Below are 24,767 nucleotides of genomic sequence, written 5' to 3'. Positions count from 1 at the left end.
GATGAGCACCGCCAAGCGCCGCAGGATCCTGGGCATCATCGCCACGGACCTCACCTTCGAGCGCACCGAACACCGGGGACGCGAGGCCTGGCTGGGCAAGTGCCTGCACTGCAACGCCCACCTGTTGGTGGGCCTGGATGGGGAGCCCATCAGCCGGGCCACCATCGAGCACATCGTCCCGCGGACCGCCGGCGGCACCGACGGCCTGGAGAACCTGGCGCTGGCGTGTGCCCGCTGCAACCAGGGAAAGGGCACCCGCCACGACCCCCACTACCACCGCGATGCCCGCGCCCGGGAGCTGGTCGAGAAGCTGCTCGCCCGCCGCCGCGAGCGCTGGCGCGCACCGGATGGGGGCGACGAGGACTCCGACCCGGAGTGAGCCACCTCACGCACCCGCGCCGCGCGACCTGTCTGTGAGGGCCGACACGCGCATCCGGGGGCGGCTGAAACAGGGCTGTTGATCCGTCTCAGACGGAAACGACTCAACGTCGCTTCCGCCCGCCAGAAGAGAGATTCATCGCTTCCGGACCGCGATTTCCCGCCTCCGCGCGAGGAAATGGTATCCCACGGCCACAACATCAGAATGGTTGACACTGCGGTGTCGATGGTCAATGGTCCCGCGCCGCGCTGGGTTGGACAGGAGGAGGGACCCGCCCGCGGCAACATCCATAGAGGTTTCGTTGGACGTGACTGCTTCGTCTTCCGCGCGCCAGGAGCCGCCCCCCCGCCCCCACGGGGCCGGGATCGTTCCGCCGCTGTTCGCGTCGAGTCACGCGTTGGCCTCTTCCTCCTCCTCGTTCACCGTAGTCGTTGAAGCCCCCTTGCCCATGGTCCTGGTATGAGCGGCCCTCTGTTTCCACGCTGGACGAACACGGTGTCTCGGCTCTCCGCCGCGGCGCTTCTTGCCGTGCCCGCCATCGGCATCGGCGGCCTCATGGCGTACGTACGGTCTCCGTACGTCACGAACCAGCAGATGCCCGTCGAACAGCCGATCGAATTCGACCACCGCCACCACGCGGGTGACGAGAAGATCGACTGTCAGTACTGCCACTGGTCCGTGGACAAGGCGCCCTCCGCGGGCATCCCGTCCACCACCGTGTGCATGTCCTGCCACGCACAGGTCTGGAACAAGAGCCCGTACCTGACCGAGGTGCGCAAGGCCTTCTTCGCGGACATGCCCATCCAGTGGGTGCGCGTCCACAACCTGCCCGACTTCGTCTACTTCAACCACGCCATCCACGTGAACAAGGGCGTCGGTTGCGCCACGTGCCACGGCCGCGTGGACCAGATGGGCGCCATCGAGCAGGCCGCGCCGCTGACCATGGCCTGGTGCCTCGAGTGTCACCGCAACCCCGAGCCGAACCTGCGGCCCGCGGAGTTCATCACGTCGATGACGTGGACTCCGCCCAAGGACAAGGCCGAGGCCGCCGCGCTCGGCAAGAAGCTGAAGGAAGAGTACGACGTCCACTCGCGCGAGAGCTGCTCCACATGCCACCGATGAACACGAAGCGCGACGGCGCCCCGTCGCAGGAGTCCTCTTCCTTCGCGCTCCCGGTCGTCTCGGACCGGCCTGCCCCGGCGCCCGACGCCGTGGGTGAGGCGCTGGACCACGCCGCCCGGCACGCGAACTCCTCCGAGCACGGCTACGGCCAGACGTACTGGCGCAGCCTCGAGGAGAAGCTGGGCACCTCCGAGTACATGGAGGAGACCCGCCCCGAGTTCCCCGCGGGCGCGGACCTGCCCCCCTCCGGCTTCGTCCGCCGCGAGTTCATGCAGCTGCTCGGCGCGTCGCTCGCGCTGGCCGGCGCCACGGCCTGCAGCACCCGTCCCCAGGACGAGAAGCTGCTGCCGTACACGAAGACGCCGCCGGAGGTCACCCCCGGCAACCCGCTGCACTACGCGTCCGCGATGACGCTGTCGGGCCACACCTCCGGCCTGCTCATCACCGCCCGCGAGGGTCGCCCCGTGAAGATCGAGGGCAACCCGGACCACCCCATCAACCAGGGCGCCGCCTGCACCTTCGAGCAGGCGTGGCTGTTGTCCCTGTACGACCCCAGCCGCGCCCGCGTGCTGCGCCAGGGCAAGAGCCCCCGCGCCCTGCGCGTGCTCAACGAGACCCTGGCCGGGCTCTCGACCAAGGCGGCCAACGGCGGCTCGCGCGTGCGCTTCCTCACGGAGGCCGTGGGCTCCCCGCTGACGGGTGACCTGCGCAACCGCATCCTGAAGAAGCTGCCCAACGCGCGCTTCTTCAGCGCGTCCTCCCACCAGGACAACAGCGCGGACGCCCTGCGCACGCTGTTCGGCGGCCAGCACGTCACCGCGCTGTACGACTTCGCCAACGCGGACGTCGTGCTGTCGCTGGACGCGGACTTCCTGGAGAGCTGCCCGGGCAACCTGCGCCACATCCGCGAGTTCGCCGACCGCCGCGACCCGCGCAAGGGCAAGCTCAACCGCCTCTACATGGCGGAGGCCCGCTTCTCCATCACCGGCGGCATGGCCGACCACCGCAAGCGCCTGAAGTCCCGCGAAATCCTGGGGCTGGCCGCCGCCGTGGCCCAGGCCGTGGGTGGCAGCGCCGCGTCGCTCGCCGGTCCCGCCGCCGCCAAGTCGGAGCTGCGCGGTGACATGGGCAACTGGGTGCAGGCGGTCGCCGCCGACCTGCGCGCCGCCGGTCCGGGCCGCTCGCTCGTCATCGCGGGTGAGCGTCAGCCGGCCGCCGTGCACGCGCTGGCCCACGCCATCAACGACGCGCTCGGCAACGCCAACAAGACCGTCCGCTACGTCCAGGCGTCCATCGCGGAGGCCACCGGCCTGTCGCAGGCGCGCGCCCTGGTCGAGGACATCGAGGCGGGCCGCGTCGACACGCTGGTCATCACCGCCTACAACCCCGTCTACACGCTCCCCGCGGACGTGGGCCTGGCCAAGGTGCTCAGCAAGGACCACCCGAACCGCGCCAAGCTGAACGTCATCTACACGGGCCTCTACGAGGACGAGACCAGCGCGCACGCCGACTGGTTCATCCCCGCGGCGCACCCGCTGGAGACGTGGAGCGACGGCCGCTCGGTGGACGGCACCGTCGCCATCGCGCAGCCGCTCATCCAGCCGCTCTTCGCGGGCGTGCCGGAGGCGGAGCTGCTCGCCATGTTCCTGGACGAGCCCTTCCGCCCCGCCTACCAGCTCCTGCGCGACTACTGGCGCGGCCAGTCCGCCAACGCGGCGGACTTCGAGGCGCGCTGGGAGACGTGGGTGTCCCAGGGCTTCATCGAGAACACCGCGTCCGCCGCCGTGGCCACCGCCCCGGACTTCGGCGCCGCGGCCTCGCTGGTCGCGGGCTACACGCCCCCGGCCACCGGTGACCTCGAGCTGAACTTCATCACGGACTACAAGGTCTACGATGGCCGCTTCGGCAACAACTCCTGGCTGCAGGAGCTGCCCGAGCCCATCACCAAGATGACCTGGGACAACGCCGCGCTCGTCGGCCCCGACACGGCCAAGAAGCTGAGCCTGTCCCCTGGCGACCTGGCGGAGCTGTCCTACGCCGGCCAGAAGCTGACGGTCCCGGTGTGGGTGGTCCCCGGTCACGAGGACGACACCGTCACGGTGGCGCTGGGCTACGGCCGCGACGGCCTGCACGAGCAGGTCGCCAAGGGCGTGGGCTTCAACGCCAACCTGATTCGCACCAGCAAGAACCCCTGGTTCGACGGCGGCGCCACGCTCACCAAGGTGCGCGGCACCCACAAGTTCAGCCTGACCCAGACGCACTGGCGCATGGAGAACCGCCCCATCGCGCTGGACATGCCGCTGTCCGAGCTGGAGAACCCCTCGGTCGCCACCCAGCACACCCTGCACCGCGTGAAGGGTGAGCTGAAGCTGGGCATCCAGGACAACCTCGAGCCCTTCGAGTACAACGGCTACAAGTGGGCGATGGCCATCGACCTGTCGCGCTGCACGGGCTGCAGCGCCTGTGTCATCGCCTGCCAGGCCGAGAACAACATCCCCGTGGTGGGCAAGGCCCAGGTGGCCGTCAGCCGCGAGATGAACTGGCTGCGCATCGACCGGTACTTCGAGGGTCCGGAGAACGACCCGAAGATGGTCATGCAGCCCGTCGCGTGCGTGCACTGCGAGAAGGCGCCTTGCGAGTACGTGTGCCCGGTGAACGCCACCGTGCACTCGGACGAGGGCCTGAACGACATGGTGTACAACCGCTGCGTCGGCACGCGGTACTGCTCCAACAACTGCCCCTACAAGGTCCGCCGCTTCAACTACCTGCACTACACCGCGGACAAGACGGCCACCGAGAAGATGCTGATGAACCCGGACGTCACGGTGCGCAACCGCGGCGTCATGGAGAAGTGCACGTACTGCGTCCAGCGCATCGAGCGCGTTCGCATCGACGCGCGCGTCAAGAAGGAGCTCATCAAGGAGGCCGACCTCAAGACGGCCTGCCAGCAGACGTGCGCCGCCCAGGCCATCGTCTTCGGCTCCCTCCACGACGAGAAGCAGCTCGTCTCGCAGCTCCATGAGGACGTGCGCGCCTACAAGCTCCTCCACGAGCTGGGCACCCGTCCGCGCACCGCGCACCTCATCCGCGTGCGCAACCCGAATACCGCCCTCGAGCCGGCCAAGGCCGCGCCGCAGGAAGGGAGCCACTAAGCCATGGCCGAGACCGCTGCCCACCACCCGCTCGACCCGCTCGAGCCACGGGACCTCGTCGCGCCGCACCACGACGACAAGTCACTCAACGAGACGCTGCTGGACCATGTCTGGCGCAAGCCGGGCAAGGGCTGGTTCATGCTCTTCGGCCTGTCGCTCAGCGCGCTGGGCCTGCTCGTCATCGGTGTCACCTACACGCTCGCCCGCGGTATCGGCGTGTGGGGCAACAACCAGCCGGTCGGCTGGGCCTTCGACATCATCAACTTCGTCTGGTGGGTCGGTATCGGCCACGCCGGTACGCTCATCTCCGCCATCCTCCTGCTCTTCCAGCAGAAGTGGCGCACGAGCATCAACCGCTTCGCGGAGGCCATGACGCTGTTCGCCGTCATGTGCGCGGGTCTGTTCCCGCTGCTCCACACGGGCCGTCCCTGGTTCGCCTTCTGGCTGTTCCCCTACCCCAGCACCCTGGGCGCGTGGCCGCAGTTCCGCTCGCCGCTGGTGTGGGACGTGTTCGCCATCTCCACGTACCTCACGGTGTCCGCGCTGTTCTGGTTCGTGGGCCTCATCCCGGACCTGGCCGCGCTGCGTGACTCGTCCAAGACGAAGCTGCAGCGGACCATCTACGGCCTGTTCGCGCTCGGCTGGCGCGGCTCCGGTCGTCACTGGCACAACTACAAGATTGCGTACCTGCTCTTGGCCGGCCTCTCCACGCCGCTGGTCGTGTCGGTGCACACCATCGTTTCGTTCGACTTCGCCGTCTCCCTGCTGCCCGGCTGGCACGCGACCATCTTCCCGCCCTACTTCGTGGCCGGCGCCGTGTTCAGCGGCTTCGCGATGGTCATCACGCTCATCGTCCCGGCGCGCAAGTACCTGGGCCTCAGGGACGTGATCACGGACCGGCACCTGGAGAACATGAACAAGGTCATCCTGGCGACGGGCCTGCTCGTCTCCTACGGGTACCTGATGGAGCACTTCATCGCGTGGTACTCGCAGAACCAGTACGAGTTCTGGACGTTCTACGTGAACCGCGCGACGGGCCCCTACGCCGGCGTGTACTGGCTGATGATCGCCTGCAACGTCATCACGCCGAACATCTTCTGGTTCAAGAAGTGCCGGACCAGCATCCCCATCATGTGGGTCGCCTCCATCGCCGTGAACATCGGCATGTGGTGCGAGCGCTTCATCATCATCGTCACGTCGCTGAGCCAGGACTTCCTGCCGTCGTCCTGGGGCATCTACTCGCCGACGTGGGTGGACTGGAGCATCTACGTGGGAACGCTGGGCCTGTTCGGCACCCTGTTCCTGCTGTTCCTGAAGTTCGTGCCCGCGGTGGCCATCAGCGAGGTGAAGGAGCTCCAGCTCGAGCTCAAGCACGCCGCCCACCACAACAGCCACGGAGCGCACTAGAGTCATGGAAGCCAAGGTCCTCGATTCCTGGGTGCTGGCCGAGTTCGCGACGCCAGACATCCTCGTGGATGCCACCCGCCAGATGCGGGAGAAGGGCTTCCAGGGGATGGATACGTACTCCCCCTATCCGTTGCACGGCGGCTCGGAGGCCCTGGGCCTCCCGCCGTCCCGCGTGCCCTTCATCGCCCTGTGCGGCGGCCTCACCGGCATGGTGACGGCGCTCTCCATGCAGACGTGGATGAACACCGTCGACTACAAGCTGAACATCGGCGGTCGCCCGCTGCTGTCGCTGCCGGCGTGGGTGCCCATCACGTTCGAGCTGACGGTGCTGTTCGCCGCGTTCGGCATCTTCTTCGGTCTGTTGGGGTTGAGCCGGCTGCCGCAGCCGTACCACCCCGTCTTCGAGTCCGAGGAGTTCCGCTCGGCGTCCACGCACGGCTACTGGCTGAGCGTGCCGCACGCGACGGGCCAGGACTCCACGGCCGTCATCGACCAGCTCAAGGCCCTGGGCGCCACCCAGGTGACCGTCGTCACGGGAGAGAAGGAATGAGGTGGCTCATCCCCGCCGCCGGACTCGTCGCGCTGTCGGGCTGCGACGTCCCCTCGGAGTTCCTGCAGCGCATGGAGCACCAGGCCAAGTACGAGTACTACGAGGCCTCGGACTTCTGGGCGGATGGCCGCGCCATGCGCCAGCCCCCGGCGCACACCATCCCGCGTGAGCGCTTCGCGAGCGTGTCCGAAATCAAGGACCCCGTCGCCCGCCAGACGGCCGTCACCGGCCGCGCCAACGGGCAGCCCACGGCCACCATCCCCGTGACGGTGGACCAGGCGCTGCTGACGCTGGGCCAGCGCAAGTACAACATCGTCTGCTCGCAGTGCCACGGCGTGCTCGGCGACGGCAACAGCGTGGTGGCGGAGAACATGGCCCTGCGCCTGCCTCCGTCGCTGCTGGAGCTGGAGACCAAGCCCGCAGGCCACTTCTACACGGCCATCAACGAGGGCTACGGCGTGATGCCGTCCTTCTCCGGCGAGCTCGACGTGCGCGAGCGCTGGGCCGTGGTCGCCTACGTGCGAGCGCTTCAGGAAGCCCGCAACATCCGGACGGCCGGTCAGCAGCCCGTCCCGCAGGAGAACCGATGAGCCCCGCAGCCGAAGCCTCCGTTCCCCTCGAGCGCTACACCGGCACGCCGAAGCTGATGGTGCCGGCGTTCGGCGTGGGTGTCCTGGGCATCCTGGCCACCCTGGCCGTGTACCTGGCCACCGACGCGAAGGGCATCGCCGCCCACAGCTACCTGCTCGCCTTCACCTACTGGGTGGGCATCAGCGTGGCGTTCATCATCATGATCGCCATCTTCCACACGGCCAAGGCCAAGTGGCTCATCCTGCTGCGCCGCGCCATGGAGACTGGCGCGTCCACCATCCCCATCTTCGTGGTGCTCATCCTCCCGCTCGCCTTCATGGCGAACTACCTCTACCCCTGGCTGGACAGCTCCCCGCTGCGCGCCAACATCACGGGGCTGGAGTCGGAGCACCTGAGCCACAAGGTCCACTTCTACCTGAACCCGGCCTTCACGGCCTTCCGCCACGTCATCTACTTCGCGGTGTGGATCTTCGCCGCGTGGAAGCTGCGCAAGCTGAGCGTGCAGCAGGACACCGAGGGGGGCCTGGACTTCACCCGGCGGCTGCGCCGCTTCTCCCCGGGCATGCTGCCCCTGCTGGCGCTGACCATCACCTTCGCCTCCTTCGACTGGCTGATGAGCCTGACGCCGCTGTGGCAGTCGACCATCTTCGGGGTCTACTACTTCGCGGGCAGCTTCCTGTCGGCCTTCTGCATCCTGACCATCGCGGCGACGTACGCCCGGGGCCAGGGCCTGTTCGGCAACCTGGTGACGACGGCCCACTTCCACAACCTGGGCAAGCTGATGCTGGCCTTCACGGCGTTCTGGGCCTACATCGCCTTCTCCCAGTTCCTGCTGGTCTGGGTCGCGAACATCCCGGAAGAGGCGCCCTGGTACGGTGTGCGCATCTTCGGCGCCTGGAAGCCGGCGTCCATCGCCCTGTTCTTCCTGCACTTCGTGCTGCCGTTCTTCACGCTGCTGTCGCGAAATCTGAAGCTGCAGCCCCGCAAGCTGTCGCTGGTGGCCTTCTACCTGCTGGCGGTCCACGCGTTCGACCTGTACTGGCTCATCTGGCCGGCGCTGACGGGTGACAAGGGGCCCAACGTGGACGCGTTCACCATCATCACGCTCGTCACCTCGTTCGTGGGCGTGGGCGGCATCGCGGTGGGCTTCGCGCTGAAGAACGCGAGCAATAACTACACGATGCCGGTGAAGGACCCCTACATCGCGGAGTCCCTGAGGTACGTGCAGCCATGAAGAAGACCCAGGTTGAGCTCGAGTCGCGTGTCATCGTCGGCGCCCACGGTGTGGCCGCCGAGGAAGACCACATCGTCATGAGCAAGGTGGTGGGCATCGGTGTCGGCTCGCTCGTCATCTTCGCGGTGGGCATCGTCTGGGCCTACGCCATCCAGGTGCGCACGATGAAGGAGGCCCAGCCGGACGGTCCTCCTCCGATTCCCGCGGCCATGGGGCAGTACGAGGTGGGCATCGTCAACCAGCGCCTGTTCGAGCAGGACTGGCACGCCGAGGAGAAGATCGGCGGCCAGCAGCAGGCGCTCAAGGCCGGCTGGGGTGACCAGCCGGGTGTCAAGGCCCATCCGTCCCTGGACGAGGCCATGAAGACGGTCATCACGAAGCAGAACGCCCCGCCTCCGCCCGCCCCGGCGCCGGCCCCCGAGCAGCCCCAGGAGCCGACCCCGGCTCCTCGGCAGTAGCTTCCGCCGCCAGCATCACGTAAGAGCCGCTCGCGATGATGTCCCTCTTCTCCCACATCCCCCAGTGCGCCCCCCGCCTGGGGATGCTCGTCGCGGTGGCCCTGGTGCTGGGCACGGCGACCCCGGCCCCGGCGATGCCGGGCGGTGGCAAGACGCCCCGCTCCATCGTCGAGGCCCAGCAGGACGCCCCGCCCCAGCTCAAGGGCGTGGACGTGGAGGAGCACCTGGGTGACCCGGTTCCTCCCCTCACCCGCTTCCTGGACTCCAACGGCCAGGAGGTGACGCTGGGGACGGTGCTGCCCAAGACGCTGCCCACGCTGCTGACGCTCGTCTATTACAACTGCCCCATGCTCTGTAACCTGGTGCTCAACGCCCAGGTGAAGACGATGCGGGAGCTGGGTCTGGAGCTGGGCCGCGACTACGAGGCGGTCACCATCAGCGTGGACCCCGAGGACACCCCGGCGATGAGCAGCGAGCGCCGGCGCAAGCACCTTCAGTCCATGGGCAAGCCCGAGAGCGCGCCCTGGCACTTCCTCACCGGGACGGACGCGGAGATCCGCCGCCTCGCGGACGCGGTGGGCTTCAAGTACACGTACGACGAGAGCACCAGGCAGTACGCCCACCCCGCGGTGGTGATGGTGCTCACGCCGGAAGGGACGCTGTCGCGGTACCTGTACGGGACGGACTTCCCTCCCAAGGACATGAAGCTGGCGTTGCTGGAGGCGGCCGGCGGCCGCGTGGGTACCAGCTTCGACCGCGTGGTGATGTCCTGCTTCAAGTATGACACCGCCACCCGGCGGTATGGCTTCTACATCTTCGGGTTCATCCGCCTGGGCGCACTGGCCGTCTTCTTCGCCCTGGCGACGATGCTGATCTATTTCTGGAGGCGCGAGCTGAAGAAAGGCGCGGCGGCATGAGCGAGCTTCTCAACAACCTTCTGTTCCTCCCGGAGAGCGCGTCCACGTTCGCGGAACGGGTCGACCTGCTGCACCACTTCGTCGTGGGAACGACGATGGTGATGTCCACGGGTGTCGGCCTCGCGGCGCTGTTCATGTTCTTCCGGTACCGCCGGCGGCTCCCCGCCCAGGCGACGGAGTACGTCGTCCCCACGCTGAAGACGGAGTTCCTCTTCGTCTCCGTGCCGCTGGTGTTCTTCCTGGCCTGGTTCGGTATCGGCTTCCGGGACTTCACCTGGGTCACCACCCCGCCCAAGGACGCGATGGACGTCTACGTCATGGGCAAGCAGTGGATGTGGAAGTTCTCCTACCCGGAGGGCCCCAACGGCGTGAACGTGATGCACGTCCCCGCCAACCGTCCCGTGCGCCTGCTCATCACGTCCCGTGACGTGCTGCACTCGTTCTACGTGCCGGCGTTCCGCATCAAGATGGACGCGCTGCCGGGTCGCTACACGCAGATCTGGTTCGAGGCGACCAAGCCCGGCACGTACCAGGTGCTCTGCACCGAGTACTGCGGCCTGTCGCACTCGAAGATGCTGGCCGAGGTCGTCGTGCTCCCCGAGGAGGAGTACGAGGATTGGATCAAGGAGCAGCGCCGCGGCCGGCTGCAGGACCGTCAGGACGCGCTCGCGGACACCTCGCTGGTGCCGCCGGTCGCCCGGATGGTCGAGCAGGGGCAGATCCTGGCCGGTACGCAGGGCTGCCTCAAGTGCCACTCGGTGGACGGCTCGGCGCACATCGGCCCCACCTTCCTCGGCATGTATGACCGCGTGGAGAAGCTCGACGACGGTCAGGACATCCGGGTGGACGAGGCCTACATCACCCAGTCGATGATGGACCCGGGAGCCCACCTGGTGGCGGGCTACCAGAACGTGATGCCGACGTACCAGGGCAAGCTGCAGGGCCCCGAGACGGCCGCCATCGTCGAATACATCAAGTCGCTTCGCACTCCGAACGTCCGCGAGGGCGCCTCCGAGGGACCCGCCTATGACCCCATCCAGTAGCATCGACACGGCGGGGGCCGCCCCGCACGACGAGCACCACGACCACCACCCGAGCTATCTGGTGGACGGCACCACCATCAAGAGCTGGCTCCTGACGGTGGACCACAAGCGCATCGGCCTGATGTTCCTGTTCTGGGTCCTGCTCTTCTTCCTCGTGGGCGGCATCTTCGCGCTGCTCATCCGGGTGGAGCTGCTCACCCCGGGCCCGACCATCATGGACGCGATGACGTACAACCGTACGTTCACGCTCCACGGCCTGGTCATGATCTTCCTGTTCATGATTCCGGCGATTCCGGCCGTCTTCGGCAACTTCATGCTGCCGCTGATGCTGGGCGCCAAGGACGTGGCCTTCCCGCGACTGAACCTGGCCTCGCTCTACATCTACCTGGCGGGCGCGGTGCTGGCGCTGTGGGGCATGCTCAACGGCGGCCTGGACACGGGCTGGACGTTCTACACGCCGTACAGCACGCACACGACGACGACGGTGGCGCCCGTGCTGTTCGGCGCGTTCATCATCGGCTTCAGCTCCATCGCCACGGGCATCAACTTCATCGTCACCTGCCACACCATGCGGGCGCCGGGCATCACCTGGTTCAAGATGCCGCTGTTCGTGTGGGCCATCTACGCGACGAGCTGCATCCAGGTGCTCGCGACGCCGGTCATCGGCCTGTTGCTGGTCCTGGTGACGGTGGAGAACCTGTTCAGCTTCGGCATGTTCGACCCGGCGCGCGGCGGCGACCCGGTGCTCTTCCAGCACCTGTTCTGGTTCTACAGCCACCCGGCCGTGTACATCATGGTGCTGCCGGCCTTCGGCGTGATGAGCGAGATCGTCAGCACGTACAGCCGCAAGAACATCTTCGGCTACCGCGCGGTGGCGTACTCGTCCCTGGGCATCGCCTTCGTGGGCTTCTTCGCCTGGGGCCACCACATGTTCGTGTCCGGCCAGTCCACCTTCGACGCCGGCGTGTTCGGCGTGCTGACCATGCTGGTGGGTGTGTTCACCGCCATCAAGGTCTTCAACTGGGTGGGCACCGTCTACAAGGGCGCGGTCGACTTCAAGACGCCCTTCGCCTACTTCTGCGGCTTCCTGTTCTTCACCGTGTTCGGTGGCATGACGGGCATCGCGCTGGGCACGGTGTCGCTGGACGTGGCGTGGCACGACACGTACTTCGTCGTGGCGCACTTCCACTTCATCATGGTGGGCGCGACCATCATGGCCTTCCTGGCCGCCCTGCACTACTGGTTCCCGAAGATGTTCGGGCGCACGTACCACGAGGGATGGGGCCTGGTGTCCGCGGCGCTCATCATCCTGGGGTTCAACGCCACGTTCATCCCCCAGTTCCTCTTGGGCAACAACGGCATGCCGCGCCGGTACTATGACTACCCGGAGCGCTTCCAGGCGCTGAACGTCGCCTCCACCGCGGGCGCGACGCTCTTGGCCTTCGGGTTCATCATCATCGCCATGTACCTGGCGTACGCGCTGGTCTACGGCAAGGCCGCTGGCAAGAACCCGTGGCGCAGCAAGGGCTACGAGTGGCTGAGCGAGTCGCCTCCGCCGACGCACAACTTCGTGGGGCCTCAGCCGACGTTCCCCGAGGAGCCCCACTTCTACGTCGACCCGAAGAAGGCCGAGGTTCCCGATGCAGTCTAGCGCTCACACCGCCGACGGCGCGGCCAACACGCCGCGCCTGGCGATGCACTTCGCGTCGCTCGAGGTGCAGAACCACGCCGCCCGTCTGGGGATGTGGCTGTTCCTGGCGACGGAAATCCTGCTCTTCGCCGGCCTCTTCGTCTGCTACGGCTGCTACCGCTTCCTCTTCCCGGAGGCGTGGGCGGCGGGCAGCCGCAGCCTGGACCTGACGATGGGCACGGTGAACACCGTGGTCCTCATCACGTCCTCGCTGACGGCGGCGCTCGCGGTGCACCACGCGAAGCACGGCGAGAACAAGAAGGTGGGCGTGATGCTGGCGCTCACCCTCCTGATGGCCGTCGCCTTCCTCGTCATCAAGTACTTCGAGTACAGCCACAAGTTCCACGTCGGGACGCTGCCGGGCCGCTACTACAGCTACCCGGACATCCAGCTGCCGGGCATCTCGCTGTACTTCACGGTCTACTTCTGCTCGACGGCGCTGCACGGCCTGCACGTCCTCATCGGGATGGGCGTGCTGACGGTGGCGATGATTCGCGCCTTCAAGAAGGGCGACTTCGGTCCGAAGAACTACACGATGGTCGAGCTGGGCAGCATGTACTGGCACCTCGTCGACCTGGTGTGGATCTTCCTGTTCCCCATGCTGTACCTGGTCTGAGGGCGACACCACCATGGCCATCGCCAACGAATCCCATCAGGAAGAGAAGAACATGACGGAGCACCACGGAGCGGGCCGCTACTGGCTCATCTGGGGTGTCCTCCTGGTGCTGACGGTCGTCACCGTCGTCACCGGCCGGATGCACCTGCCGTCGTTCGGCCTGCTGCTCGCCATCGTCATCGCGACGGTGAAGGGCACGCTGGTGACGCTGTACTTCATGCACCTCGCGGAGCACCAGGGCGTCAACCGGCTCATCTTCGCCGTGTCCATCGTCTTCGTGATTCTCGCGCTCGTCATCCCCATGGCGGACCTGGGCACGCGCTTCCGCGGCGCCAACCCGCCGGGCTCGCAGTACAGCGACCTGCAGCCGCCGGACATCGGCACGGGTGCGCAGCGCGGCCGCTTCGGCGGCGGCGTGCAGCCCCCGGAGCTCAAGGACACGCCTCCCGCGCCGAGCCACTGACGTCCCTCGAGGGGCACTCACCCGCCCCTTCGAATCAAGCCGCGGCGCCGAGGACCTTCCTTCGGCGCCGCGTTGCTTTTGCGGGCTAGAGCGCGACCTGGAAGTTGAAGGCCAGCGCGGTGTCCGTGGGCACCTTGCCCTCGGGCGGCTTGCTGTCGTGCTTCACCAGGAAGCTGACGCCCAGGGAGAGCGCCTCCGTCAGGTTCACCGCCAGCTGCGTCTGGCTGTTCACCAGCACGCGCGAGTCGCCGATGACGCTCAGGAGCACCTCGGCGTCCTCCTTGAAGAGCACGTCCTTGGTGATGCCGTAGCGGAAGGCGACACCGAAGCGGGGGCCGCCGATGTCCACGTCCGGCAGGTCCAGGCGCGAGGGGTAGTACTGGAAGCGCGTCTCGCGCGCATAGCGGAAGGCCAGGTCCGTGCGCAGGTAGGACTCGCGCTCGTCCTTCTTCTTCTCGTCCCACCACAGCACGCCCAGACCGCCTTCGCCGATGGTCCGCGACTCCACGCTCTTGACGTGGTCCGTCTCGGCGCCCGTCAGCAGGTAGCCGCTGAGCATCTGCGTGAAGCGGCGGTCTCCGCGCAGCTCCAGGCCCGCGTTGAGGGCGACGAGCTGCGACTCCTGCTCCTCCCCGGCCACCTCGGGCGGGCGGCTGCGGCCGTAGTTGCCGTAGCCCCGGATGCCGACAATCCAGTGCTCCGTCGTGCGCTGCGCGCTGGCCAGGCCGCTGAAGGTGAGCGTGGAGGCGTTGCCCGTCAGCGAGATGAGGCCCAGGCCCAGGGTGATGTCCCACTCCTCCTTCTTCTTCTTGTCGTCCGCGGGGGCGGCGGCGCCCGGGGCGGCCGGGGTGCCGGCGATGACCCCCGCGGCGCGCTCGGCGGCCTCGGCGGCGCGGACGCTGGCCTCCGCGGCGCGCTCGGCGGCGGCGGCGGCGCGCTCGGCGGCGACGGCGGCGCGCTCCTCGGGCGTGGTGGCCTGCGCGGCCGCGACGGGGGCGGCGGGCTCCTGCGCGGAGGGCGTGGGCGCAGGCGTCTGGGCCTGCAGGGAGGTGGCAATCAGAAGGGCGGCGGAAAGCATCGGTTCTCCAGTCGTCTCGGTGCCGCCGGACCTGGATTCGGGGCGACGCGAGACGTCCTCGGCTCCCCCCGGGCCGGCGCGCCTCCTTCCTGCTCCAAACACGCTCGGTGCGGCAATGGTTGATTCGCGGGTTGTGCTTAATTCCGGGGCGGGGCTGGCTTCACCCAGGAGGACTCCCACCATGCACCTCGCCCGCATCGCGTCGCTGTGCCTGCTCTTGTCCCCCGTGGTGGCCGCCGCGCGGAACGTCACGGTGCCCGTGGACGTGGGCGTGGGGCCCGCCGCGTTCCTGTTCTTCGGGCCCGTCTTCGACGACCAGCCCATCCACACCGGGCTGAAGCTCTCCGTCGAGGCGGTGCTGGACAAGGACTGGCTGAAGAAGAACCAGCGCGCCATCCCGTCCCGCTACCGCAAGTACGCCAAGAGCGTGGACGAGGTGCGCATCTCCCCGTCCATCTTCATCCCCGACTCGCTCATCATCTCCCCCAAGGTGCGCGACACCGGCATGTATGGCGTCACCTGGAAGCCCCTGGGGCTGGGGCTGCCGTTGACGTCCGGCCCGGTGCGGCTGGCGGTGGGTGGCGGGGTGCTCTTGACGTATGCGTACCTGCACTCGGACACGCTGGCGGACACGCACTTCGTGAGGCCGGGCGCGGAGCTGGGCGTGGACCTGGAGCTGCAGCTCTCCAAGAGCTTCCTCATCAGCCTGGGCTGGGAGTCCGCGCTCTACGTGCCGCAGGAGCTGGGCGGGCTGGGGCTGCCGGACCGGGTGCGCGACGGCATCTTCCACGTGGGCCAGGCCTACCTCCAGTTCCACGTGCGCTTCCCGTACAGCACACGCCTGTGAGGCGGACGGACGGCTTCGCGGGAACCGGGTGATGCACGGGATGGCCGGGTGGCGATACCCTGGCGTGACATGCCCTTGGTCCTCGCCACCGACGCCCAGAAAGCCGAGCGCGACCGCGTCACCCATGCCGCCTGGGGCTCGCCCCTCACCGTGGAGCAGTTCCACCAGCGCGAGGTGCGGCTGCGCGCGCATCCCTGGTGCCGCGAGGGCATGCGCACCTGGCTGCTCGTCGACGACGGCGGACAGGTGCTGGCCTCGTGCGAGACGTTCCGCACCGACAGCCACCTGCGCGGCCCGGACGGCGTGGCCACGCCCGGCGTCAGCGAGGCCATCGCCAGCGTCTTCACGGTGCCCGAGCTGCGCGGCCACGGACACGCCACGCGGCTGATGGACCAGGTCGCCGAGCACGTCGCCCAGGAGGGCCAGGACCGGCACGCGGCCCTGCTCTTCTCGGACGTGGGCGCGCCGCTCTACCGGCGCTCGGGCTATCGCGAGGCGCCCGCGTGGGACTGGAACCTGCCCGCCATGGGTGGACTGTCCACGCACGCGGTGGACGCGCTCCTGTGCGACGGGGACGTGCCGGAGGTGATGGGGCGCCTGCAGCGTCCGGACGTGCCCTTCCTGCTGTGGCCGAGCCCGGCGCAGGTGGACTGGCACCTGGAGCGGGAGCGGGTCTACGCGGAGCTCTTGCGTCGCCCCCGGCCGGAGGCCTGCGGCGCGGTGGTGGGCCGCTCGTTCGCGCTGTGGGCGATGATGGCCCGCTACGGCGAGCTGGTGGTGCTGCTGTTCGACGCGGAGTCGCTCGAGGACTCCATGGCCCTGATGGAGGCCGCGCGGGGCGTGGCGCACCGGGCGGGCCTGTCCCGCGTGGTCGTCTGGGAGGAGCCGGGCACCCTGCCCTGGCTGGCGCGGATTCCGGGCGCCACGCGCGTGGCCCGGGAGGGCTCGCTGCCCATGCTGCGTCCGCTGAGGGACGGGCTGCCGCCCGCCGAGCGGGTGACCTTCTCGCGCGCCCTCTGGGTGTGACGCGCGGCTAGGATGTCCCGACATGGCCAAGCGCACGCGCATCATCGAAGGCACCTGGAACTGCACCTCGTGCGACGCCAAGGACATCCTCGCGCGGCACAAGCGCTGCCCCACCTGCAACAACCCGCGGGAGCTGTCGGGCGACGAGTCGGACTTCGACTTCGGCGACGTGGACGCGGCGAGCGGCAGGTCCCTGCGCGAGGGCGTGACGGACGAGAAGGCGGTGGAGCTGGCGAACGCGGGCGAGGACTGGTTCTGCGCCTTCTGCGGCGCCGCCAACCGGGGTGACCATCCCCGCTGCAAGCACTGCAACGCCGAGCGCGAGTCGGACTCGAAGGTGGGGCCCCGGAAGGATTTGTCGGGACATCCGCCCGCTCCCGCCCCTCCCCCGAAGAAGAAGCCCCGGCTGGGGTTGTGGCTGTTGCTGGGCGCGCTGCTGTCGTGCTGCTTCGGGACCTGTGTGTACTCGGGATGGTCGAACCAGACGCACGACTACCCGGGTGAAGTGACGGGCACGTCGTGGAAGGTGGCGGTGGTGCAGGAGCGCTTCACCCGCGTGGAGAAGGAGGGCTGGGCGGACGAGCTGCGCCAGGCGAGCGCGCGCATGCCCGTCAACGGCGCGGGAGAAATCGCCGGCGTGGAGAACGTGCGCGGCTGCGTGGAGCGCCAGCGCGGCACGCGCAAGGTGGCGGACGGCACCGAGCGCGTGTGCCGCTCCAAGACGCGCAAGGTGGCGTGTGGCACCGAGGAGAAGTGCCGCCGACGCGACAAGGGCAACGGCTTCGCGGAGGAGGTCTGCGAGGACGTGACGAAGTACTGCAACGAGTCCTACGAGGACTGTCAGGACCAGACGCGCTACCGCAACGAGCCCGTCTACGCGCGGCGGTGCACCTATGACACGCACGAGTGGCGCAAGGTGGACCGGCGCGAGGCCTCCGGCCAGGACGGCGCCCCGCGCTGGCCCACGCTCCAGGTGGGACCGCAGGACCGTCAGCGGCGCGAGGAGGCGTACGTGGTGAACGTGCGCTACGAGGACGACGGGGTGAAGGAGCAGGTGCTGGAGCCGAAGACGGAGGCCGAGTTCCTGTCGTGGAAGAAGGGCCAGGGCGTGGTCCTCACGGTGACGAACGGCGGGGAAGTGAAGAAGGCCGTCCCACGTTGAGCCCACGAGGCTGAGGCCCCCATGGAATGCACCCTCTGTGGCGCCTGCTGCGTGGCGCCGGACATCGCGGCGCTCGACAAGCCGCTCGGGCTCAGGTGCCCGCACCTGCTGCCCGACAACCTCTGCGCCATCTACGAGCAGCGGCCGAACATCTGCCGCGACTACCAGGCCGACGAGGTGTGCCGCCTCATCGAGGCGCCCACCCTGGACGAGCGCGTGCACAAGTACCTGGCCCTCTTCGATTTGACGGAGGAGGCCCGCGCCGTGAAGGAGCAGGGCTGCCCCTCCATGAAGCGCGCCCGGCAGGCCGCCGCCAGGCTTCAGGCCGGAGCGCCCGGTGGAGAACGCCCGGACGAGCCGGCCTGACACGGCCCCTTGTCCCCCGCGAGCCGGGGCGCTATCCCCCGGCCGTGAGCTTCCAGCCGACCGAGCCATTCGTCGCCGCGCCGGGCCTGACGAACGAACACGCGCAGACCATCTACGCGAACTTCGTGCGTCCCCGTCACGCCCCTCCGCTGAAGCGCCAGCGGCGCGAGCTGCCCGACGGCGACTTCGTCGATCTGGACACCTTCGACGGCCCCAGCGGCGCGCCGCACGTGGTGGCCCTGCATGGGCTGGAGAGCTCCTCCCAGGCGGGCTACATCACCGCCATCCTCCGGGGCGCGGCCCAGCGCGGCTGGGGCGCCACCGCGCTCAACTTCCGCTCCTGCAGCGGCGAGCCCAACCGGCTGGCGCGCACGTACCACTCGGGCCACATCGACGACGCGCTCGGGCTGCTCCGGGACTTGCGCGCCCGCGTCACCGGGCCACTCTTCGCCGTGGGCTTCTCCCTGGGCGCCAACGTGCTCTGCCGACTGCTCGAGGACCAGGGCGAGGAGGCCCCCGTCCGCGCCGCCGCGTCCATCAGCGCGCCGTACGACCTGGACGCGTGCTGCGCCAAGCTGGATGGTCCCGGCCCGTTCCACCGCATCTACCGCGAGCGCTTCCTGCGCACGCTCAAGAGCAAGGCGCGAGCGAAGCTCAAGCGCTTCCCCAACGCCTTCGACGGCCGGGCCATGGAGGCGGCGCGCACGGTGCGCCAGTTCGACCACGCCGTCACCGCGCCCCTGCACGGCTTCAACAGCGCGGAGCATTACTACGCCGAGTCCTCGTCGGGCCCCAGGCTGCACGCCATCCGCAAGCCCACGCTGCTCATCAGCGCCGAGGATGACCCGATGCTGCAGGCGCCCGTCATCCCGCCGGACGCGAAGGACAACCCGCACCTGAGCGTGGTGTTGACCCCGCACGGCGGACACGTGGGCTTCGTCGCCGGCAAGCTGCACCGTCCCCGCTTCTGGGCGGAAGACCAGGCGCTGGCCTTCTTCGACACCTTCCGCTAGCCGAAGTTCAGGATGAAGCCGAGCTTCGCCGTGGGGCGCACGGTGCGCAGCATCCACGACCGGTCCTCCGCGGGCCCGACGGTGCCCCGGAGCGGCTCGTCCAGGTCCTTCAAGCTGGGGCCATACAGCTCCATGAAGCTCACCCCGCCGCGCACGAAGAAGGTGATGCTCCGGGGCATGCTGACCTCGAAGCCCACCAGTCCGCTCGCGTACGTGTAGCCCACGCGCTCGAGCGACGGCAGCGGCGGCAGTGACAGGTCCGCCAGCCTGCGCTCCAGGGCGCGCACGTCCGCGGGCTGCGCGTGGCCAATCTCCACGCTGAAGGCGGGCGACACCCGGCTTCGCAGCGGCAACAGCGTGAGCCCCGCCCTCGCGCCGGCGCGCACGCCGTTGTGCGTGGCGCCCAGATGCAGCCGCACCACCCGCGCGGGACGGAACGAGATGGACAACCCCGCGCCTTCCGTCACCCCCGCGTCCAGCATCAACCCGAAGGGCGCGACCCGCTCGGGGTCCTGTGTCGCCCGACGGCGAATATCCCCTGCCTCGAATGCGCTCGCCATCGGTGCCACGAGCAGCACCACCAACGCGAGCAGCGTGGACCGCGTCCCCATGCGTCGAATCCCCACCCCAAGCCGCCGCGACGCTCCGCGGCCCCTGACCTTGCCAACCGTCGTCATCGGGGCAACCCACCCCCGCCGACCAACGGTGCGCATGGCCTCGCCACCCTTCAACGAGGTGGACCAGGCTCCGGCGGATGCCTGCTTCGTTCCACCGGAGCCCGCCTCCTCGCCCCCCGCCCTTCCCCCTCCACCCGCCACGCCGCTCGCGTCGCCCGAAGCTCCGCCGCGCTTGACGTCCTGCTCCCCCCGACCGGCCCCCATCCCTCGTCCCACCGACAAGCCCTGCCTCCCCACTCCAGGCACCGACTCGTCCCCGCCCTTCCCCTCGCGACGACGCGCTCGCGTCCCCCCCAGCGCCCCCCACCGACCCGCCCCCATCGCCCCCCACCGACCCGCGTCGTCCCCCGCGGCGCGTGGCCATAGCATCCGCCGTGCCGTCCCTCGGACGCCGCTCGAAACCAATGACTTCGAGGGGTTGCGAAGGAGCCCCCGTCCCGCGGGATGGCCTGGGGGACCGAAACCGGAAAAATCTCCGGACCTCCGGGGAGGGCGTCCTAACGTGCGCGACTTCGCAGCCGAAGGGGAGGGAGCGCCTTGCGCCTGACAGCCATCGCCACCGTCGTGCTCGTGCTCGGTGGGTGCTCGCGAACGACGGAGGGACCCACGCCCGCCGTGGAGCGGGTGGTCAATCCGCGAGCCCGCGTGGGCGAGCTCACCCGACTCTGCAACGCCCAGGGAGGGGCCACGGGCTGGAGGCTGGAGCTCCAGGGCCGGCGCTTCTCCCCCGTGCCGGGCGAGGTGCTCACCGACGCGCCCACGGTGGAGCTGCCGGAGGTCACCCTGCGCGGCCCGTCCACGTACACGCTGACGCGCGAGCAGGTCTTCTATGTGCGGCCGGAGCTGCTGCTGCTCGACGTGCCCACGCGCGACAGCTCGCCGCCGGTGGAGCTCTCCCCGGGCAGCTACGCGGTGGAGGTGGCCAATCCCCTGGGCGGCACGGGCCGGCTGCCGGACGCGCTGCTGGTGGTGGAGCCGCCCTCGGTGGCGCGGGTGATGCCGCCCGCGGATGGCTACTCGGCCGCGGACTCCAACCCCATCGTCATCGAGGGCCAGGGCTTCCAGCCGGGCACCAGCCCGCTGCTCTCCCTGCGCCGCGAGGGCGTGGAGGATCAACCGCTCTTCTTCGTCACCGTCGTCTCGCCCACGCGCGTGGAGTCCGAGCTGCCGCCGGGCACGCCCGAGGGTGTCTACAGCCTGGTGGTCGCGCATGGAGACGGGTGTGAGGCCGTGGCGACGGGCGCCCTCGACGTGCGCTACCCGCGCCTGGGCACCCTCACCGTGTCACCGCGCTCCGGCGCGGAGCGTGGCGACACCACCGTCCTCATCCGCAACACACCCACCGGCGCCCAGCGCGCGTTCAGCGCCGTGCCCGAGGTCTACATCGTGGCCCCGGTGAAGTCGGCGCCGTCCCAGACGCAGCGAATCCCCCTGCGCTCGGTGGAGCTGGTGTCGCCGCAGGAGCTGCGCGCGGTGGTGCCCACGTGCTCGGGGTTCGACGAGCCCGGAGGTGACCCCACCTGCCCTGGCGGCATCGTCGTGGGCGGCCCCTATGCGCTGGAGGTCCTGGACCCCGCGGGCGCGCTGGGCGAGGTGCCCGCGACGGAGGGCTTCACGGTGGTGGGCGGACCTGGCTTCACCTCGGAGCAGGCCGCGCCCCTCGACGTCCCTGGAGCCGTTCAGCCATGAATGCCCTCGTGCTCGTCGCGCTCGCGGCGCTCACCTCCGGCGCGAAGCCCGCCCCCACGGAGGGAGGCAACGTGCTGCTCGCGCCCAAGGTGGGCTTCTTCAAGTCCACCACGTCGCTGGGCGGAGACCTCTACCTGGGGCTGGAGCTGGGCTACGTCACGCCCTGGCTCGAGCGACGGTTGGCCGTGACGCTGGAGGTGGGCTACCACCGCCCGCAGACGTCCGGCGTCCTCACGGACCCGCAGCTCGGAGGCTTCGGCGCGCCGCCGCCGGATGGCCGCTACACGCTCGCGGTGCGCGAGGTGGCCTTCCTGCTGTCGGCCGTCTATCGCTTCGAGCGGGCCTTCGGCTCGCTGACGCCGTACGTGGGCGGAGGCCCCGGGCTGTACCTGCACCGCGCCACGTCGGACCTGTTCGGCGCCACGGCGTCGGAGAGCGGCGGCGGACTGGGGCTCCAGGCCCTGCTCGGCGTGGAGCTGCCGCTGGGTCCAGGGGGCCTCTTCCTGGAGGCGCACTACCACCTGGCGCCGCTCGACTTCGTCACCACGGGCGACGTGAATGTCGGCGGCGTCCTCGCGGGCGGACTGGGCTACCGGCTGCGCCTGTGACGGGCGCTCAGGCCCGCCCCACCGGCGTGCGCAGGACGCGCAGCAAATCCTGCGCGACCAGCTCGCGCACCGCCGTGCGCAGCGACTCCAGGAGCTGGTGGAGGGACTCGGCGGACTCACCGGGCGCGTCCACGACGCGCTCGCGGACGCCATCGAGGATGCGCATCCGTCCGGGCACCAGGGCGATGACTGGCAGCGTGGGGTAGCGCTTGCGCAACAGCCCCAGGAAGAGCGGGTGGTCCTCGTCCTGCCGGCGCAGGTCCACCACCACGAGCGCGGGCGGCGAGGACGCGATGGCGGCGAGCGCGTCGTCCGTGTCGCCGGTGGCGGAGATGGACAGGCTCTCGTCGCCGACGGCGAGCACGCGGCGGAGCAGCTCCCGCGACGCGGCATGGGGACTGGCGATGAGGACGCGACGCATCTGCCTGGGAAGCTAACCCTTCCAGACCGCGATGGCCGCACCCGCGAAGGCGACCGCCGAGCCCAACACCCGGGCGGCCGTCGCCGGGCGCCCTTCCACCATCGCATCCCAGATGAGGCTGGTGACGAGCTGGGCGGCCATGAGCAGCAGCACGGACTGCACCGCGCCCAGCCGGCCGATGGCCCACGGCATGCCCACGACGATGACCACGCCGCACAAGCCGGGCAGCAGGTGCCAGGGGGTGAAGCCGGAGAAGCGCCCCTCGGCGGCGGCGGCCTCGGGCCAGAGCCCGGGCACGGTGCGCGCCACCGCGTACACGGCGAAGGTGGCCACCGTCGCCACCACCATGTTCATGAGGACCGCGCTCAGCAGGCCCCACTGGCCGGCGAAGCGCTTGTTGAGACCACCTTGGGCGACGACCGCCAGCCCACACAGCAGGGGAACGAGCGAGACAAAACGCATGGGCGCGGGTGGGTACCCCGAACGCCGGGCCGGCCGCAAGGTGGCACGCTCGGACTCGCGGGGGCTCTCGACGTCTCAAGAGGCTGGCGAAAGGGGAATCGACCGGCTACGTCCAACGCTCGCCCCATGGACGCCCCCCTCGAGCTCCACTTCGACTGCGGCACGCTGGTGGCACCCACGCTGCCGGACGACGCGCGACTGGGCGCCCTCTTCCAGAAGGACGGGCGCACGGGGGTGTACCGCGCCGCCGCCCGGCACTACCGCGAGGTGGTGCTGCGGTTGCGCGAGCTGGGGGTGGCGTACGAGGACCGCGCGAAGCGCTTCGAACCGCTCGAGGCGGAGCTGACGGTGCCCATCCAGCCGTTCCCCCACCAGCGCGCGGCGCTCGATGCCTGGACGCGCGCGGGGGGCAAGGGGCTGGTGGAGCTGCCGACAGGCGCGGGCAAGACGCTGCTCGCGGTGCTGGCCATCGCGCACGTGAGGCGGCCCACGTTGGTGGTGGTGCCCACGCTGGACCTGATGACGCAGTGGCAGGGAGTGCTGGCGCGCCACTTCTCGCTCCCGGTGGGGATGCTGGGGGGCGGGGTGAACGACCGGCAGGCGTTGACGGTGACGACATACGACTCGGCGGCGATGCAGACGGAGTTCCACGGCAACCGCTTCGGGCTGCTCGTGTGTGACGAGTGTCACCATCTGCCGGCGCCCAGCTATCGGTTCATCGCGGAGGGCTCGCTGGCGCCGTACCGGCTGGGGCTCACCGCGACGCTGGAGCGCACGGACGGCGGAGAGCGGGTGGTCGAGGAACTGCTGGGGCCGCTGGTGCACCGCACCGACATCCGCGAGCTCCAGGGGGAGTACCTGGCGCCCTACGAAGTGAAGCGCGTGGAGGTGCCGCTAACGGCGGAGGAGAAGGCGCGCTACGACGAGGCCCGGGCGTTGTACCTGGGCTTCGTGCGGAAGCTGGGCGTGCGGCTGTCGGCGCCCGAGGGCTGGGCGCGCTTCCTGGCGCAGAGTCAGCGCAGCGACGAGGGACGCGCGGCGTACCGGGCGTATCGCGAGCAGCGCCGCATCGCGCTCACCTCCAGCGGCAAGCAGGAGGTGCTGTGGCGAATCCTGCTGGAGCACCGCGAGGACCGGGTGCTCGTCTTCACGGACGACAACGAGACGGTGTACACGCTGGCGCGACGGCTGCTGCTGCCCGCGCTCACGCACCACACGCCGATACCGGAGAGAAAGGCGCTGCTCGCGGCGTTCGCCTCGGGGGAGCTGCCGGTGCTGCTCACCTCGCGCGTGTTGAACGAGGGCGTCGACGTCCCGGAGGCGCGTGTGGGCGTGGTGCTCAGTGGCAGCGGGAGCGTGCGCGAGCATGTGCAGCGGCTGGGGCGCATCCTGCGCAAGCGCCCCGGGAAGAGAGCGATGTTGTACGAGGTCTGCTCCGCGCAGACGGCGGAGAGCGGCATCAGCGAGCGGCGCAGGCAGCACGACGCCTACCTGGAGGAGGGCTAGATGCGACGTCAGCGCTCCGGCAGCATGCACCCAGCCACCATGCCCGGACTCCCGGGTGGTGACGCGCGTCCCTGGGCCTTCACCTGTGGAGTCCAGCGACATGCGAGCCACCGCCGTCCCGTTCGTCGATGGGCCTCCATTTCCCCAGGCGCTCTTCGCAGGGCGCGCCGTGCCGCCCCGGGAGTTGCTCGCATACCGCGCGCAGAAGCGCATCCTCCGTCCTGCGTTCGTGAAGCGCGACGTCCCCGCGTCCCTCGCGCGCTCCAGGGGAGGCGCGCCGTGCAGACCTG

25 protein-coding genes are annotated in these 24,767 nt (G+C 69.5%); 21 read left to right on the top strand and 4 right to left on the bottom strand.

The features are described from left to right. Window position 1 precedes the first annotated feature (1 nt). From VZQ01_RS28120 to VZQ01_RS28060, 13 genes are all read left to right on the top strand, one after another. The gene (locus VZQ01_RS28120) at window positions 2-379 is read left to right on the top strand and encodes an HNH endonuclease (RefSeq protein ID WP_141329431.1); all 378 of its coding nucleotides are present in this window, start codon (window positions 2-4) and stop codon (window positions 377-379) included. Between the two features lie 459 nt (window positions 380-838). Beyond that, window positions 839-1,501 (top strand): cytochrome c3 family protein, encoded by a 663-nt coding sequence (locus VZQ01_RS28115; protein WP_141329433.1) that lies wholly within the window; start codon window positions 839-841, stop codon window positions 1,499-1,501. Beyond that, window positions 1,498-4,653 (top strand): TAT-variant-translocated molybdopterin oxidoreductase, encoded by a 3,156-nt coding sequence (locus VZQ01_RS28110; RefSeq protein ID WP_426748996.1) that lies wholly within the window; start codon window positions 1,498-1,500, stop codon window positions 4,651-4,653. The genes VZQ01_RS28115 and VZQ01_RS28110 overlap by 4 nt, the downstream gene beginning before the upstream one ends. Before the next feature lie 3 nt (window positions 4,654-4,656). Further along, window positions 4,657-6,060, top strand: coding sequence for an NrfD/PsrC family molybdoenzyme membrane anchor subunit (nrfD, locus tag VZQ01_RS28105; protein WP_223748381.1), 1,404 nt, complete (start codon window positions 4,657-4,659; stop codon window positions 6,058-6,060). A gap of 4 nt (window positions 6,061-6,064) precedes the next feature. Beyond that, a complete protein-coding gene (locus VZQ01_RS28100) occupies window positions 6,065-6,610 on the top strand; it encodes a DUF3341 domain-containing protein (protein WP_141329437.1) in 546 nt (181 codons plus the stop codon). Continuing rightward, the gene (locus tag VZQ01_RS28095) at window positions 6,607-7,200 is read left to right on the top strand and encodes a c-type cytochrome (protein WP_141329439.1); all 594 of its coding nucleotides are present in this window, start codon (window positions 6,607-6,609) and stop codon (window positions 7,198-7,200) included. The genes VZQ01_RS28100 and VZQ01_RS28095 overlap by 4 nt, the downstream gene beginning before the upstream one ends. Further along, window positions 7,197-8,435, top strand: coding sequence for a hypothetical protein (locus VZQ01_RS28090; protein WP_141329441.1), 1,239 nt, complete (start codon window positions 7,197-7,199; stop codon window positions 8,433-8,435). Before VZQ01_RS28095 ends, VZQ01_RS28090 begins: the two co-directional genes overlap by 4 nt. Then, window positions 8,432-8,893 carry a hypothetical protein gene (locus tag VZQ01_RS28085; protein WP_074951071.1) on the top strand — a complete coding sequence of 154 codons (462 nt, stop codon included), beginning with the start codon at window positions 8,432-8,434 and terminating at the stop codon, window positions 8,891-8,893. Before VZQ01_RS28090 ends, VZQ01_RS28085 begins: the two co-directional genes overlap by 4 nt. 35 nt (window positions 8,894-8,928) lie before the next feature. Then, on the top strand, window positions 8,929-9,810 hold the full coding sequence (locus tag VZQ01_RS28080; protein ID WP_141332230.1) for an SCO family protein: 882 nt from the start codon (window positions 8,929-8,931) through the stop codon (window positions 9,808-9,810). After that, window positions 9,807-10,853 (top strand): cytochrome c oxidase subunit II, encoded by a 1,047-nt coding sequence (coxB, locus tag VZQ01_RS28075; protein ID WP_223748377.1) that lies wholly within the window; start codon window positions 9,807-9,809, stop codon window positions 10,851-10,853. Before VZQ01_RS28080 ends, coxB begins: the two co-directional genes overlap by 4 nt. Then, complete coding sequence (ctaD, locus tag VZQ01_RS28070) at window positions 10,837-12,504, top strand: cytochrome c oxidase subunit I (protein WP_046715924.1); 1,668 nt, start codon at window positions 10,837-10,839, stop codon at window positions 12,502-12,504. Before coxB ends, ctaD begins: the two co-directional genes overlap by 17 nt. After that, complete coding sequence (locus VZQ01_RS28065) at window positions 12,494-13,159, top strand: cytochrome c oxidase subunit 3 family protein (protein WP_141332232.1); 666 nt, start codon at window positions 12,494-12,496, stop codon at window positions 13,157-13,159. Before ctaD ends, VZQ01_RS28065 begins: the two co-directional genes overlap by 11 nt. Before the next feature lie 13 nt (window positions 13,160-13,172). After that, the gene (locus VZQ01_RS28060) at window positions 13,173-13,622 is read left to right on the top strand and encodes a cytochrome C oxidase subunit IV family protein (protein ID WP_141332233.1); all 450 of its coding nucleotides are present in this window, start codon (window positions 13,173-13,175) and stop codon (window positions 13,620-13,622) included. Between the two features lie 85 nt (window positions 13,623-13,707). Here the strand turns inward: VZQ01_RS28060 and VZQ01_RS28055 are convergent, their stop codons facing one another. Further along, the gene (locus tag VZQ01_RS28055) at window positions 13,708-14,700 is read right to left on the bottom strand and encodes a DUF481 domain-containing protein (protein WP_426745183.1); all 993 of its coding nucleotides are present in this window, start codon (window positions 14,698-14,700) and stop codon (window positions 13,708-13,710) included. Between the two features lie 181 nt (window positions 14,701-14,881). On the opposite strand from VZQ01_RS28055, the gene VZQ01_RS28050 reads away from it, so the two are divergent. The 5 genes from VZQ01_RS28050 (at window position 14,882) to VZQ01_RS28030 (ending at window position 19,114) form a co-directional block, all read left to right on the top strand. Next, window positions 14,882-15,547: a hypothetical protein gene (locus tag VZQ01_RS28050; RefSeq protein WP_248546146.1), complete on the top strand. Its 666-nt coding sequence runs from the start codon at window positions 14,882-14,884 to the stop codon at window positions 15,545-15,547. Between the two features lie 69 nt (window positions 15,548-15,616). Beyond that, window positions 15,617-16,573, top strand: a complete 957-nt coding sequence (locus VZQ01_RS28045; protein WP_223748373.1) for a GNAT family N-acetyltransferase — start codon at window positions 15,617-15,619, stop codon at window positions 16,571-16,573. 22 nt (window positions 16,574-16,595) lie between these two features. Then, on the top strand, window positions 16,596-17,735 hold the full coding sequence (locus VZQ01_RS28040) for a hypothetical protein (RefSeq protein ID WP_426745182.1): 1,140 nt from the start codon (window positions 16,596-16,598) through the stop codon (window positions 17,733-17,735). A 21-nt stretch (window positions 17,736-17,756) separates the two neighbouring features. After that, window positions 17,757-18,101 carry a YkgJ family cysteine cluster protein gene (locus tag VZQ01_RS28035; protein ID WP_223748371.1) on the top strand — a complete coding sequence of 115 codons (345 nt, stop codon included), beginning with the start codon at window positions 17,757-17,759 and terminating at the stop codon, window positions 18,099-18,101. A 44-nt stretch (window positions 18,102-18,145) separates the two neighbouring features. Continuing rightward, complete coding sequence (locus VZQ01_RS28030; protein ID WP_426745181.1) at window positions 18,146-19,114, top strand: hydrolase; 969 nt, start codon at window positions 18,146-18,148, stop codon at window positions 19,112-19,114. On the opposite strand, the gene VZQ01_RS28025 is transcribed toward VZQ01_RS28030, so the two are convergent. Further along, window positions 19,111-19,725 (bottom strand): hypothetical protein, encoded by a 615-nt coding sequence (locus VZQ01_RS28025; protein WP_223748369.1) that lies wholly within the window; start codon window positions 19,723-19,725, stop codon window positions 19,111-19,113. The two genes, VZQ01_RS28030 and VZQ01_RS28025, sit on opposite strands and share 4 nt — an antisense overlap. 603 nt (window positions 19,726-20,328) lie before the next feature. On the opposite strand from VZQ01_RS28025, the gene VZQ01_RS28020 reads away from it, so the two are divergent. Together VZQ01_RS28020 and VZQ01_RS28015 are read left to right on the top strand one after the other, a co-directional pair. Next, complete coding sequence (locus VZQ01_RS28020) at window positions 20,329-21,480, top strand: hypothetical protein (RefSeq protein WP_426745180.1); 1,152 nt, start codon at window positions 20,329-20,331, stop codon at window positions 21,478-21,480. Further along, entirely contained in the window at window positions 21,477-22,088 is a 612-nt protein-coding gene (locus VZQ01_RS28015; RefSeq protein WP_223781594.1) for an outer membrane beta-barrel protein, read from the top strand. The genes VZQ01_RS28020 and VZQ01_RS28015 overlap by 4 nt, the downstream gene beginning before the upstream one ends. A 7-nt stretch (window positions 22,089-22,095) precedes the next feature. Here the strand turns inward: VZQ01_RS28015 and VZQ01_RS28010 are convergent, their stop codons facing one another. Together VZQ01_RS28010 and VZQ01_RS28005 are read right to left on the bottom strand one after the other, a co-directional pair. Further along, a complete protein-coding gene (locus VZQ01_RS28010) occupies window positions 22,096-22,509 on the bottom strand; it encodes a response regulator (RefSeq protein ID WP_046715934.1) in 414 nt (137 codons plus the stop codon). A 12-nt stretch (window positions 22,510-22,521) separates the two neighbouring features. Further along, window positions 22,522-22,971, bottom strand: a complete 450-nt coding sequence (locus VZQ01_RS28005; protein ID WP_141325312.1) for a DMT family transporter — start codon at window positions 22,969-22,971, stop codon at window positions 22,522-22,524. A 126-nt stretch (window positions 22,972-23,097) separates the two neighbouring features. Between VZQ01_RS28005 and VZQ01_RS28000 the strand changes: the two genes are divergently transcribed. Further along, complete coding sequence (locus VZQ01_RS28000) at window positions 23,098-24,477, top strand: DEAD/DEAH box helicase (protein ID WP_426745179.1); 1,380 nt, start codon at window positions 23,098-23,100, stop codon at window positions 24,475-24,477. Window positions 24,478-24,767: the final 290 nt, after the last annotated feature.

Source organism: Myxococcus faecalis (assembly GCF_050039385.1).
GTDB classification, from domain to species: Bacteria; Myxococcota; Myxococcia; order Myxococcales; family Myxococcaceae; genus Myxococcus; species Myxococcus fulvus.
The sequence above is the reverse complement of the archived record's forward strand: the minus strand, read 5'-3'. Positions and strand labels throughout refer to the sequence as shown.